At 38.4% G+C, this 14,028-nt stretch carries 12 protein-coding genes; 3 read left to right on the top strand and 9 right to left on the bottom strand.

Annotated features, from left to right (window positions below):
* Positions 1 to 167: 167 nt before the first annotated feature.
* The 5 genes from FCR06_RS20600 to FCR06_RS20580 form a co-directional block, all read right to left on the bottom strand.
* Positions 168 to 674, bottom strand: coding sequence for a hypothetical protein (locus tag FCR06_RS20600; RefSeq protein WP_138503027.1), 507 nt, complete (start codon positions 672 to 674; stop codon positions 168 to 170).
* Complete coding sequence (locus tag FCR06_RS20595; protein WP_138503025.1) at positions 671 to 2,887, bottom strand: cation:proton antiporter; 2,217 nt, start codon at positions 2,885 to 2,887, stop codon at positions 671 to 673. The genes FCR06_RS20600 and FCR06_RS20595 overlap by 4 nt, the downstream gene beginning before the upstream one ends.
* Positions 2,888 to 3,471: 584 nt before the next feature.
* On the bottom strand, positions 3,472 to 4,761 hold the full coding sequence (locus FCR06_RS20590) for a cation:proton antiporter (RefSeq protein WP_138503023.1): 1,290 nt from the start codon (positions 4,759 to 4,761) through the stop codon (positions 3,472 to 3,474).
* Positions 4,762 to 5,426: 665 nt separating this feature from the next.
* The gene (locus tag FCR06_RS20585; RefSeq protein ID WP_138503021.1) at positions 5,427 to 5,861 is read right to left on the bottom strand and encodes a hypothetical protein; all 435 of its coding nucleotides are present in this window, start codon (positions 5,859 to 5,861) and stop codon (positions 5,427 to 5,429) included.
* 184 nt (positions 5,862 to 6,045) lie between these two features.
* On the bottom strand, positions 6,046 to 6,762 hold the full coding sequence (locus FCR06_RS20580) for a GDSL-type esterase/lipase family protein (RefSeq protein WP_411268013.1): 717 nt from the start codon (positions 6,760 to 6,762) through the stop codon (positions 6,046 to 6,048).
* Positions 6,763 to 6,971: 209 nt separating this feature from the next.
* Between FCR06_RS20580 and FCR06_RS20575 the strand changes: the two genes are divergently transcribed.
* Entirely contained in the window at positions 6,972 to 7,193 is a 222-nt protein-coding gene (locus FCR06_RS20575) for a hypothetical protein (RefSeq protein WP_138503019.1), read from the top strand.
* Positions 7,194 to 7,588: 395 nt separating this feature from the next.
* Complete coding sequence (locus FCR06_RS20570; RefSeq protein ID WP_138503016.1) at positions 7,589 to 7,987, top strand: hypothetical protein; 399 nt, start codon at positions 7,589 to 7,591, stop codon at positions 7,985 to 7,987.
* Between the two features lie 158 nt (positions 7,988 to 8,145).
* On the opposite strand, the gene FCR06_RS20565 is transcribed toward FCR06_RS20570, so the two are convergent.
* The 3 genes from FCR06_RS20565 to FCR06_RS20555 form a co-directional block, all read right to left on the bottom strand.
* Entirely contained in the window at positions 8,146 to 8,334 is a 189-nt protein-coding gene (locus tag FCR06_RS20565) for a hypothetical protein (RefSeq protein ID WP_138503014.1), read from the bottom strand.
* A gap of 360 nt (positions 8,335 to 8,694) precedes the next feature.
* The gene (locus FCR06_RS20560; RefSeq protein ID WP_138503012.1) at positions 8,695 to 10,236 is read right to left on the bottom strand and encodes a hypothetical protein; all 1,542 of its coding nucleotides are present in this window, start codon (positions 10,234 to 10,236) and stop codon (positions 8,695 to 8,697) included.
* Between the two features lie 188 nt (positions 10,237 to 10,424).
* Positions 10,425 to 11,027, bottom strand: a complete 603-nt coding sequence (locus FCR06_RS20555) for a DUF3318 domain-containing protein (protein WP_138503010.1) — start codon at positions 11,025 to 11,027, stop codon at positions 10,425 to 10,427.
* 440 nt (positions 11,028 to 11,467) lie between these two features.
* Here FCR06_RS20555 and FCR06_RS20550 point away from each other — a divergent pair, with 440 nt between their 5' ends.
* Positions 11,468 to 11,728, top strand: a complete 261-nt coding sequence (locus FCR06_RS20550; protein WP_138503008.1) for a hypothetical protein — start codon at positions 11,468 to 11,470, stop codon at positions 11,726 to 11,728.
* Between the two features lie 64 nt (positions 11,729 to 11,792).
* Here the strand turns inward: FCR06_RS20550 and FCR06_RS20545 are convergent, their stop codons facing one another.
* Positions 11,793 to 13,430 (bottom strand): iron uptake porin, encoded by a 1,638-nt coding sequence (locus tag FCR06_RS20545; RefSeq protein WP_138503006.1) that lies wholly within the window; start codon positions 13,428 to 13,430, stop codon positions 11,793 to 11,795.
* Between the last annotated feature and the right edge of the window lie 598 nt (positions 13,431 to 14,028).

Genomic DNA, 14,028 nt, shown 5'->3' with positions numbered 1-14,028 from the left:
AGGGAGATGTGGTTCGACTTGGTGGTAGTTGAGCGTAGTCGAAACTCACCAACTGGGAGATGGGGGAGAATACTCTTAATTCTTATACAGAGGCGATTCAATTGCATTTCTACCTAACTCACAACTGCCAATTGCTAACTACCTAACTCAGCACTCCCAATCTCCTTTTAATGGCTGTTAGACTTTTGAGATTCTTGAACTTTTTCTGACACAGCAGTAAATTTTAGAGTTTGTGGAATGCCATTAAAAGTTAATTGCCCTGGTATACTACCTCTGTTGACTAGTTGCATTTGAATTGTGACTGAGTTCAAAGGCTCGTTCTGGGAATGACGAATATTACAAAAGCTTGAACTGTTAACTTTACCAGACAAATTTAACTGTTGATTTCTTAAGATGCCGATGAGAGAATACTTTTCGTCAGTGTTAGCGTTGGTGTTTGTCGGTGAGACAGAGGCGTTTAAGTAGATACCCGACTGTTCAATATTTAATATCAGGGTATCGGATTTTTTACAGTTGGGCAAATTTTCAGCTAGTGTTAGACGATAGCTCCTGCTAACTTTAGCAGGAGCTTTGAGATTGTTTTCTCCATAAACGGTTACAGTTTTAAACAACAGTAAAACTGAAGCTATTGTTAGTCCATAAAAAGCCAAAGATTTGAAATTAGAATAATTCATAATCTCAACTCTTGAGTTGTTGGCTGTTGACTCATAACCTCAGGAAGTACGGAAGCCAGATGAGCAGTGACTTGACTGTAGCGGCGGGTAATCAGCAGGGAAGAGCGGCATTGGATGGCTAGTTGATCTGTATATCTTCCCAAGGTTTGACGCTCAATACCCCAAGTGCGACTGGTGCCGGCGATTGTCAAGTCTACACTTTTTGAGGCTTCGACGACGGCTTGGATGGGATCTGGGGCTTGGACAAGTTTGATTTCTATGCGATCGCGTACACTATTCGGTAATTGCTCCATCATCATGTCCAGTTCGTAACTCAATTCATCTTTGAGGCGATTTTCTGGTAAAACGTGTAAAATATGCAACATACAAGTTTCATGATTGATTAGCAGTCTCAAAGCAAGTATTAATGCTAAATCATCGTGAATATTTGCAGAATAAGGTACTAATAAGCTTTCTAATCGCTCACCTCCTCGGTCTACAAACACTGCTACATCCACTGGTGCAGTAGTAAGAATTTGGCCGACTCTTCCCCCTAAGCGGTTACTACTAAAAGCTGGGCGATGCCATCCCACGAGAATTAAATCAACTTGGTCTAGTGCGGCAATCTGTGCTGTTTCCCGTGCAACATTGCTGGATGTGCGAACAATGGGATGCACGTAAGAGCGTGTTTGTGGAGGCTCGAGAGTATTAATTAATTCTTCTAACTGCTGACGGCGCTGAGCGATTAGTCGGTCTGCTTCAACTGGGGTACTCTCGAAGGCATAGTCTTCTTCAAATTCAATCAAGCTCAGGGGATGAACAACAGCTGGTTGTCGATAGTTGAGAGCAATTGCTACTGCCAACTGTACTAAACCTTTTTGCGTATTCGGATTCGCCACTGGCACTAAAATCCGGTAGGAACGAGTGTAAGTTTCATCTTGAATAATGGTATTTTCTGTACCTAAATCTTTTTCGGTTTCTGATTCTGACTGTGGCTTTACAACATCTAACCTGATGAGCTTTTTCGGATATGTCCATTCCAACAGTGGCGAGGTCATAAATGTAGTTACCAGCGCCATAATTACCAGCATGGTAAACACTAAAGGAGAAATTACTCCTAACTCCAGACCAATATTTAGCACTATCAACTCAGTCAAGCCGCGAGTATTCATTAACCAACCGAGTGCCGAAGCTTCCCGCTTATTAATGCCACTGACACGAGCCGCTACATAAGTGCCAACATATTTACCTGCGATCGCCACTGCTAAAACTAATGCACACAATAGCCATAATTCTGGACGGTTGAGCAAGCCAATCTGTGTCCGCAAACCACTATAGGCAAAAAATATTGGCAGCAAGAATATCAGGACAAAATCTTCGGTTTTGACTGCCAATTCCCGCACTAAATCTTCATTTTTGGGCATTGCTGCTCCCAATAAAAATGCCCCAAAAATTAAGTGAATGCCAATCAGTTCAGTGATTAGTGCCGATGCAACCACTGCCATGTAAATCCCGGCTAACAGCAATTGGCTGAGGCGTCCCGCACGCTGGTAATGTTTGGCAAGACCTTTGAGCAACCAACGTCCTAGCGTCAGCATGAAGCCGATATAGATTATGCTGACAATAATTGTCGGTACTGCACCAATAAAATTTCCAGTCCGAACTACAGCGATCGCTACTGCTAATAGACACCAAGCTGTGACATCATCCACCGCTGCACAAGTTAATGCTAATGTTCCTAAGCGTGTTCCTTGTAAATTACTCTCTGTAATGATTCGTGCTAATACCGGAAAGGCAGTAATCGACATAGCCGCCCCCAAAAATAAGGCAAAGGCGGTAAACGATACACTAGCGTTGGAAACCAGGGGATAAAGCACCACTGCTAGTAACGTTCCTAAGGAGAAAGGCACCAAAATACTGACATGAGAAGTTAAAACTGCCACTTCTAGCTGACCGCTGAGGTATTTTGGATTTAGTTCTAGCCCAATCAGAAACATGAAAAATATCAGTCCCACCTGAGACAAAACATTTAGAAAAGGAATAGTTTCTGGTGGAAATAAAGTGACTGCGGCGTGAGGAGCAACTAAACCAAATAAAGATGGGCCAAGCATAATCCCAGCAACAATTTCACCAATTACCAGCGGTTGCTTAATAGAGCGAAATCCTAGCCCTACTAGCCGTGAAAGTCCAATAACAATCAGCACCTCAACCAGAACGAGAATAACTGTGTGCATGGTTTCCTCAAAAGTAACTATCTGGTTTCACTAAGATAATTGTTTATCAGACTGGAAAATGTCAACCCCTGCTCTAACTGATAGACTACACAAACTAGAAATTAAAAATTGCAAATTCAGGCATTAACATCTGAATGAATCAATTTATCGGCTTGTACGATTAATTATGAATTAGGAATTATTAAAGCAATTTTCTTAAATACATTCAAGATTAATTTGTACTTATTTGCGATATTAGTTGCTGTTAGTAAGAGAGAGAGGGTAAGCAGGTGATGTAAATGAGAGAAAATAAGGAACTGATAAGTAAAAAATATTCCATTACTATTACTCAGAGTCAACACTCAACAGTCAACGCTTTAAACGGAATAATTTATTTTTCGGAGTTCCTTAACTCTTGTACAGAGGTGATTAATCGCGTCTCTACCTAACTCTTTACTCAAACTCAGGACGGGCTAAATGCCCTGTTGACGTAGCCTCGTGTAGAGAAGAAAGCTAACAATACCAGGCCAAACGCCCCACTACCGTTAACAGCAGTGGAGTAGTTAATATCAGGAATTGATACTTAATTTTCTATATAGATGTGCTTAAACGGTAAATTTTTCATAACTTGTACCCTGCAACAAAAAGGTAATCAGCGGTGATGCCATGAGTGTAGTAACTACAGCCATGATAACCATGATAGTGAATAAAGTAGGGGTGATTATACCTTGTTCAAGCCCAATATTGAGGATAATTAGCTCCATCAAACCGCGAGCATTCATCAGAGCGCCAATAGTTGCTGATTCCCGCCAATTTTCTCCTGCTAATTTTGCTGCTAACATACAAGCAATACCTTTACCGAGAATTGCGATCGCCACAACTAAGCAGGTAATTCCCCATAATGCAGGTGTGTTTACTAATCCGATTTGAGTGTTTAATCCAGAAAAGACAAAAAATATCGGCAACAAAAAAGAAGTAGTGAAAAACTCTGTATATTGGCGAATTTGTTGGGCAAACTCTCCGCGTGGTGTTATTGCTCCCAACACAAATGCACCGAATATTGCATAGATACCTGTGATATCAGTAAACCAGGCACAAAACATCAAAATTATTAACAATAAAGTCAGCGTTTGTCTGTTCACACCCCCATCACGTTTTGTCATGCGCGTGAAAACTTTAAGTCCACGTTGTCCAATAAAAATTGCAAATAATACGTAGCAAATGCCACCACCAATTGCTAATATGGCGATGTTGATCGAATTTTTCACACTGGCAAGCACGATCGCCAGCAAACACCAAGCAACTCCATCATCTACTGATGCTGCGCCTAAAGCCAAAGTCCCGAAGCGAGTTTGTGCAAGTCCGCGTTCGTAAAGAATGCGAGCTAACATCGGAAAAGCGGTAATTGTCATCGATGCACCTAGATATAAAGCCGCTGACCAAGGCACTACTTTTGGCTGAAAGAAATTGCCATTGTGATATAACCAAAAAGAAGCGATCGCTCCTAAGATAAACGGAGTAATAATTCCGGCAGCAGATAACAAACCTGCGCTTTTGATATGGTGTTTCAAGAGTTTTGTATTGAACTCTAAACCAATCAAAAACATATAAATTACTAACCCAATTTGGCTAATAGCATATAAAATCGACATTGATGGATTGGGTATCTTATCTCCTAAAGCAGTAATAATTGGCAGTTTAGGAAATAGCCACTGCTGAAAATTTGGTGCAATCAAACCTAAAAATGATGGCCCTAGCATGACACCTGCAATCATTTCGCAAACAACATCAGTTTGACCAAGATAGCGGCGTCCTAAAATCGTGATGACCCGACAAGTAGCTAAAATTAGCGTGAGTTGCAGAAATAGCTGAATAACTAGTTGAAAATTCGACATTGTACTTTATTGAGTAGAAATTAAAATTGAAAACCTTTAGAGAATGTTTAAGAAGTATAAAATACTTACTTGATTTCCCTCCGAGAAAATATCTTTTCCAGGTTAGACCTGGAAATATCCTTTATTGCAGTTTTAGCATGAGTTAAAAAAACAGCAACTTGCTGTTGACATTAGTATTTTATGGTTGAAATTGAAGTCAACAATAATACGAGTATATTTTTATTAGCACAGTAATACCTATTGGTGTCAAATTCAGCAATTGTGAATAGAATTTTATATAAAAGTAGCCCATCTTTATCAGCTAAGAGAAAAACGACAAGGAGCTTAAGTTCCTTGTTTTGTCATCTGTGTAGATAGGGTTTAGAGGGTATTTCTAAAATAGACATTAAGTAGGCTGTCTTAAGGCTATGCAAGGATTCGGGAGGGAGATAGAGGGAATCAGGATTAGCCCTAACGCAGCATCTTTATGGGTGCGTTAGGCGTGGCCATAACGTACTCTACAATTTAAGATTTATTTTATAAATCAACTCTTATAGCTAAAGATTTAACTTACAATACATYTCGTTTTATTTGAATACAAAGGCTGGGTAGCACATTAGTACTATTTAATGACAAATACAAGTATTTATAAATGCAGATAAAATTTTATTTTCAAAAATTACGAATTATAACCACTGCCCACCCCGGAAACGCCAACGGAGAAAGATGATTCGCATCAGGCTTTGAGAAGTAATAAAAACTGCTAACCACACGACACTATAGTGCAATAAAAAATCTGTTGGTGACAGTTCTTCCTTTGGTAAAGGTATTGGTAAGAAGCCAAATACTTTGATTCCACAGAAGACAAAAATGAATTCCCAAATACCAGCTAAAAGTTGATAAACTGCCGGCCAATCCCTGTCCCAGCGAAATTTTTGGAGATAGTTATAAAGTAAATCCCAACCTAAGCCAAAGACAGCGATATAACCAAGTATCCAAAAATAAACTGAGTTAGCACCAGAACCAATCAAACCTATTGCAAAGGGTAAAGATATAAGTACGCCTACAGTTGCAAGTAATAATAATCGAGTTTGCCAGCGACCAAATAAAGTTGGTGTCATGAGTGAAGAGTAGAGAGTTAAAAGTCAAAATAATTCGTAATTTATAGCGACGTAGGAGCGTCATTACCAATTACAAATTATTCGGTCAATCATTCTGGATTTGAGATTTTAATTTCAATTCCAAATTAAAGTTGTGCTGTCAGCGGACTAAAGATGCAACCTAAAATCTCAAACTGGCATGATTTTAGCTGGTAACCAAATTTAGAGAGTGATAATTTGCAATAGCGTCCCAATTTATCACATCTTCTAATAAGGCTTGATAACCTAGTGTATTAGGATGTAGTCCGTCATAGCTCAAACGTTTGAGCCGCCAAGGTTCACCGCGTTCCATCCATTTATCAAAAATATCTAAATAGGGAATTTGCCGTTTATAACAAGCAATCTGCGTTGCTTGTTTGTAGCGGTACTGATCCGCATGATTATAGTAAAAACAATCTAAAAATGGCATCTTAGCTTCATCGACTGGCACCATACCGACAAACAACACAGGACAGAGTTGCTGTGCCAAATCTAACAGAGAAGCGATTTCCTTTTCAAATAAGTTAAAATCTGTGTAACTTCGCCCATCAGCACGCGCTAAACGCGCTGAATCGTTGACGCCTACTGATAAAATAATCAAGTCAGGAACGCGATTTCGCAGTTCACCACGATGGCGAAATTCAACTTCCAGCCTTTGGGCTACTTGTTGCGTGCGATCGCCCCTAACGCCTAAATTATAAAGAACATGACCGACACTATCCGGCAACATCCACCATCGCCGTAGTTGTTCAATCCAACCCCCTTTTTCCGGGTCGCCAAATCCATATATTAAGCTGTCCCCCAGTGCGACGATCTTCATAGGCTGAAAGTGTTTTGGCGGTACAGACAGCTGCATTGAGGAAGATGGTGAAAATGTGTGCATTTAAAAACTATATTTTATATCTTTTCAAGATTCTATACATTTCTATACCATACACGGCTATCTTTTAAGATCCAAACATCTATGTGGTTTCTAATTGTTGATGTGGTTGTCAGGTTAATTATTGCTGCACTTGCGCCTTGGAGGCTCAAGTTTCAGCTTGATACTCAAGATAGCCTAGCGATCGCTTGATGTTTCACTTGATTTTAAGTATGAGCAGGCAATTATACCAATTCAAAATTCACGCATTAAGAATCCAGACAGGACAAGGTTTTGGAGATATGCATCTGTCCCATTCTTTTTTCAAATTGGTATTACATTTCCCGAATCGTGCAAATCGAACCGCTTTAGGCGCAGGAGATACTGAGCAAGAAGCAACAAACAGCGATCGCCCAAAGAAAGCACAGGCTACGAGCAAAACGCTTGGCTGCTAAGCTTGATAATTAAATTTTAACTCTACTAGTTTAGTTTAACTATTTTGGCAACTACCTTTAGATAGATAGGGTAAACCGCATAGGGTTTAGCATCACAAATCCCTTACTAGTCATGAAAAACTACAGATCTCAGATCCTAAAAACTTTAAACTATATTTCATTCATTTTGTCAATATGTAATCCCCAGAATTATCTACTAAATCTGCAAGACCTTCTCTAGACTGAATGTAAACTCATGCTTGTAGTAGAAGTAATTATGGTTTTGTAAATGTCATCATGTATGTGTTCTCAAACAATAAATAGTTGCTGTTGTCCAAACGAAAAAATCAGATTTTGTCTGACTCCAGTAACTTTGAACTTTATTCAATTGTTTGATGTTTTGAGAAGGTGACACAATGAATACAATTTTAAAACGTACACTTTTACCTAGCCTGATGGCTGCAAGTCTAGCTGGTGTAACTTTAGCACCCGCTAAACCGGCTGCAGCTGATGATCAAGTATTACGCGATATCGGTATAGGCGCTGCTACTAACGTAGTGACCGGAGCCATCAGAGGAAATGGTGGGGTATTAGGTAATGCTGTTAAGGGTGGTGCCACTGGTGCAGCCGTCAACGGTGCAAACGGACTCAGAAGAAATCATCGTCACCGGAGTGCTGTTCAAGATGTCGGAGTCGGTGCAGGCGCTAGCGCATTGACCGGCGTAATTACTGGTGATCGTAGAGATACCCTTGGTAACGCTGTTGATGGTGCAGCTGTCGGTGGAGCAATCCATCTTCTCACCAATGGTAAATAATTCCTACTATCGATAACATTAGGAATTTATCCAAAACTTATCTCATTTTCGGATGAGTAAATCTAACCCCCCTTTCTTAATAAGAAAGGGGGATTGTGTGTTAGATTTATATTAAGATAGATGTCACTGTTAAGTTTAGATTTACTTAATAGTAAATTTTAACCCTTTAATGCCTTTCTAAAGTTTCGACGATAGGATTGATTAGTAATAAACAAAGCTGGCCATAGCAAAGATAAACCGATGCGATTGGTCAAACTTGGATTAAAATTAGTCCGTGTAAACCCATTCCAAAACTTCCAAGCGCCGCCTACATAAACCACTGCTAAGACAAAAAGAATAAAGTTCATTCTCATCAACTCCGTTAGTCACTGACAGAATTTAAATTAAGTTTTTCTACACAAGGTAAGTAGTTTATAACCAATACCAAGAAGGTATGAATAAACTCCTTAGTCTCTGATTCTCATATTCCAGTGTAAAGTAGCTTTAGCGATCGCAGCTAGTCAAAGGATGTAAAAGCTTGATTTTTGGGAGTGGCAATACATTCTGCTTGTAGAACAAACAAGCCTTTATTTTCTCAAACAGAACAGTGCTGTAAAACGCCTATGATAGCAGGATTAGTTCCTTGCTGTAGCTTTTATGAAATATCTTTTACTAAAGATTACCGTAATCTCTGCCTGAAAACTCCAAAAATCTTTGGTGTATTATCCTTATACTTCATTTACCCAATAAAGATAATATCGTTCGCTATCCACCCAGTCTCTTTCAAAATCTTTAATCGGAACAATCTTCAAATTATTGTGGCTGATATTTAGTTTTTTATTTAGAATCAGCAAAATTTTCTTTTGCCCATCTTGTTTTAGTAGAGAATTAATTTGGCTTAAAATCTCAACTTGTTCAACATCTTGACGACTTTTGTTAAATAGAGTAAAGCTTCCCATTTTTTTGAGTTCAGGATAGTAGAACTGGCGATTCAGATAACCCGATAAAGGAGCCATATTTGCATCGCGACTGGCAACAATAAATTCATTATCTAAACCAGCTTTTTGAAGATATTGGGCTGTTTCCCGACTGGCAGAAAATGGTACGACTAAATCTCTTGAGAAGCTATAAATACCTCCCAGAAAATGAACATAAAGAATTAACATGAAAGCGATATTATACCAATTGCGAACAAATGCAATTGAATGGGAACCTACAGGAAATTTATTGACTATAGCTAAAGACTCTTGATAATAGCTTTGGAGCCATAAAGCTGCTATCAAAATTAAATAGAAATGTCCAAAATGCCTCGGCATACCTAAAAATCTCAAGTATGTAAAGGCAAATATTACACCATTTCCTATAATATAAAAAAATAAAATAACTGGTTTTTTAGATAATTTGAGTGATATTAAGATAGTAATAAATAAAACAATTGTTGCACAAATAATTAAATCGAGCCATCTTTTGTGTTGAGGAATAATTAATAAATAACCACCAAATATTCTACCTATGCTTCTCAAAAAATGGCGAAAATCTAATTGAATTACCCAACCATTATTTAAGCCCCCATAAAGATAACTATCTGCTGGAGGTGTTAAAATATAAATTGAAAAAACAAAAGAAAATATAATAATCAAAATACTTAAAAATAAATCATATTTTTGACTTTGACTAAAATATCGATTGCGATGTTCACTATCAAAACAAAATTCAACTAGTAAAGTTAATAATAAAGAAAATGATACTAGTAAACCATAAGCACTACTATTTGCTAGTAGGCTCAATAAAATTGCCAAATAAATATAAGTTATTTTTCTGGATGGGAAAATTGTACAAAATGCGAAAATAAACAACATACTAAAGGCATAGTTTCGAGAAATTAAAAGATATTCATAAAAAGTAAAGTAACCAAAGCAGAACAGAAGTTTTTGTTGATAGTTAAAAGGGCTATATAGGCAAAAAAGAGTAACCGAAGCAACAGTAATTGCCCAATGAAAAATTTGCATAATAATAGGATGATCTACTATTTTTCTCATAAATGCGAGAGAAAAATACCAGAGAACAGGATGACCTTCATAATGAATGTTTGCAATTAAATCTGCCAAAGATTTACTATCTCTAACGATAAGCCAGGGATTTAGTTCATCTCGCCACATCGAATGGTTGAGAATACCAATTAAACCAAGAGTAGAAAAAATGATGATAAGAAACCAAGGAGAACGAAAAGGTAATATTGAAGTTAAATTGATATTTTTTTTATTTAACATTGTTGGCTAAAAATTAAATTGATTTTGCTAAAGTTTATATATGCAGTTGGTTTTCCCTGATTTACAAAGACATTTATTTCTACTTTTGAAATAGGTAGACATAATTAAATGTAAAATTTGAATTAATGAAATGAACTGACTAAGCAGCTTTTAACTTCATCTGCTAAATCTGAAATTATGACTCATTTCTACTGATAATTTTCAGGCATACTCACTGGTGACAAACCAGCGATCGCTCGTAAATTTTGACAACGAATCAATTCGCTAAAATTTAAACTGGAACGCCCTTCAATTTTGGCTAGGGCTTCAATTGCCGATAACAAATGCTGTGCTGCTTCAACTTCTGAATAACCGCGTCGTTGTGCTACCCGAATTGCTGCTGCATCAGCATTTAACTCTGACTCTTGAGATTTGTTAGCCCGCCAGATGCGAACAAAGGCGATCGCACTTAATCCCCCAGCTACCACTACACCCACCGCATCCGATTGTGCTGCTTCCCATAATCCACCCAACAGCCCTGCCAGCACTACACCTTGATAAATGTCGGGTTTAAACCACTTTACCCCTGTTAACCAGCTAACCATCTGCAACAACAGTAAGTCTCTTTGCGGCTTTGTCAGACGACGCCACAAATCAAAATTAATATATATCGGTCGCGCCTGATTCCAGGGTTGAGGAAAGGAGGCGTCAATTACTTTTGCCTGCTCCGGCTTGCTAACAATTTTTGTCATCATCCGACCAGAAGCAGGCATGACATCTAATAAACGACGAATTTCAGCATTTGGCTCCATAATTTTAATTATTAGCCATAATGTCCATAGTTGAGCAGTTCCTAAAATATCAAATTTGTTAGGGAACTCCAAGAAATAAAAACAATACTTGAAGTTGGTCTCCTGATGACTGATGACTGTAAATGTTGAGATATTTTTTTATTTATCAGTCTTTTATAATTGATAATAGTAGGATGGCTAAGCTGCTCATCTACAGTAATTTTATAGATTTGTGGGGTTACCCATGAGTCGAAGACCCGAAAAAGATTGACTTTTTGTGTTAATCTTTGATTTGTAATCTCTCTTTAATACTCTTAAAAAATAAGTCTTTTATTGGTGAAAGATTTTGCAAATTCAGATTTATCAATCAAATAGACAAGCTTTTAAGAATATTGATTCACTCATTTTACAGTGTTTTTCAATTGATTGAATTACACTACTCTCTACTCCCTGTCTCGATCATGGATGCTTTTGCTCTGCTCCCACCTGAATGGACGAATAAGGCAGTACACGCTTATGAGTTTTGCTGTCCTAGCTGTTACTCAAGTAGCCTTGAAGCTGAAAAAGTTTGGTTAAATCGGCGCTCGCCTGTACTTACAGAAGACCGTCGTCGTAAATGGCAAGAGTTCTATTATTGCCAATGTGGTTGTGTATGGTGGGCTTGGAGTAGCGATCGCCGCCCAAAAGATTTATCCAACCAGCCAGATTATAATCCAACATAGCCAATTTTTTGCTAAACAAAACCCCACTTCAAAATGGGGTTTTTGTTCATCATAATTGCCAATTTTAGAAGCTGAAGGTAGTACGCAAAGTACCTACGTATTCAGTATCGTTGTTGTTATTATGCTCTGGATTGAAGATTACTAACAAGCCAGGGGTGATTTGCAGATTATCGGAGACTCTAAACTTGTAAAGACCCTCTAAGTGATAAGAGGTATCGTCGTCTAAATCAACATTGGCGGCAGCATTTTTTATACTTCCACCACTAACTCTAGGTGGTTGACCAAAGATAACGCCTAAGACGTTACCTTCTCCACCAAAGTCTTTCAAAGCAAGCGATCCGGCCCAGTACCAAATATCTGCATCTGCACCCGCATTAATACCAGTTTTAGCATCAGCAGTTGTATAACCTCCCCAACCACTAATGACCAATTTAGGACTAAATTGGAAACTAGCTTCTACACCATAGTTATTGGCTAGACTACGAGTACCAGCTCCAAAAGGATTGTTCGCGAAAATACTACCTGTACCTTGGAAAAAATTGTTAGCAGCACCATCACTTTGATAAGTACGGGCGTAAGTTAGACCAATATTAAAGGCTTTGGTGGGTTGGAAAGATAACTGACCAAAGATAGCGTTATCACCATTAAACAGACCATTATTATCAGTAGGATCGTTAGCAGTCCTGGCTAGATAAGCACCAGTCAAACTGATCGGTCCTTTAGGATTGAGGGTAACAGTTAAACCTGCACCACCTTGACCTTGGCGATAGATTGGGCTGAAACGTCCATAACGAGAGAGCGCACCTCTACCGGAGCTAGCAAAGTCAGGGTTGAAGGTATTAACGTTTTCGTATAATTCTCCATTAGTGGCATCAACTTTGACACGCACTGCATCAGAGAAGTTGAAAGCATAGTTAGCTTTATCGATGACAACAGAGTTGCCATTATTACCATCAAAACCCAAACGGGTCATGTTAGTCCCACTCACACCAGCATTAGAGATAGTGTTATTAGCATTCAAACGGATTTGCAACTGGTCTTTACCACTAAAGCTGCTATATAAGTTCAAACGAACCCGGTCAGAAAAAGTGGCATTGCTATCTAAGTCTGGGTTATTGTCAGGGTTAGCATCTGTATCAGCCCTTTGATTGCCAAAAACATCAGACACGGCGAAAATTGCTTCTCCAACCAACTTGGTAGTAGTGGAGAATTGATTAGCTTCCAACTCCGCAGTGCGGGCTTCTAACCCATCTACACGACCCCGCAGAGTTGCTAGTTCCGCAGAAAATTCTTCTTGTAAACGCTGTAAGGTAGCCAAGTCTTGTTTAGTTACCAAATCAGCGGTGGCTGTAGCAATCAATTCGTTAACTCGGTCTAAACAGGCATTCAAACCTGCGGCAAATTCATAACGGGTCAAAGCACGGTTACCGCGATAGGTACTGTTGGGATAACCTGCAATACAACCGTAGCGCTCAACCAGGGATTGTAAAGCTTGGAATGCCCAATCTGTGGGCTGCACATCCGAAAACTGAGAAACAGATGTTACTTGATCAATATTGTTTGAATCTTCAGCTTGAGATAACTGATTAACAGTTGTCACTTCTTCGTTAATTTCAGCAGCAAAGGCACTATTTGCAGCTAAAAATGTAGCCACGATCACAATTGGACTAACCTTAACTAGATTCCAAAATTGCTTTGTCATGTTTTTACTTTCACTCACACCTAATTAAATCGAATCATGGCAACATGTTTATCAACACTTTACCTATGGTGATTTCACACAAAATCACAGCACCGATTATACCTTATCTCCTCTAATTAACACAAGCAAGTTAATATTCTGCTGAATTAGAGTTACAAATAACAGGGCGTGGGGTTGCCTGGTTAGGGTGTGGGGGAATTCTAATAAAAACTTTAGTTATGGGTTTAAAGCCTATTAAAAAAAAGATGTTTTCAGGGGACGCATAGCACCAGAAGAACGGTGTCTTTTTTGCAATCGTTTTTAAACGTGGGTTCCCAAACCTGCAACTCTTTGAATAATTAGTTGATTTTAGTAACTACAAAATAATGCTCCATTTGTAGTCAATAACTTTTATATCCAACTATCTCACGAAGAGATAGTTGAAAATCATTTAGCTATTTATCCGTTACCTTAATTGTGTAAGTTTAAGAAAAGGTAAGCTTTTTGTAAAATATCTAGTTAACTTAATTTTATTTGATAGATTAGAAAAACTCATACTATTGATAAATATTTTATAACAGAGCTTGGTTTGAGTTAGGTAGTTACGCAAGAATTATCT

Origin of the sequence: Nostoc sp. PA-18-2419 (assembly GCF_005869855.1) — a bacterium.
In the GTDB taxonomy this organism is placed as follows: Bacteria; Cyanobacteriota; Cyanobacteriia; order Cyanobacteriales; family Nostocaceae; genus Nostoc.
Note: the sequence above shows the minus strand (reverse complement) of the source record. Positions and strands in the feature narration are given on the sequence as shown.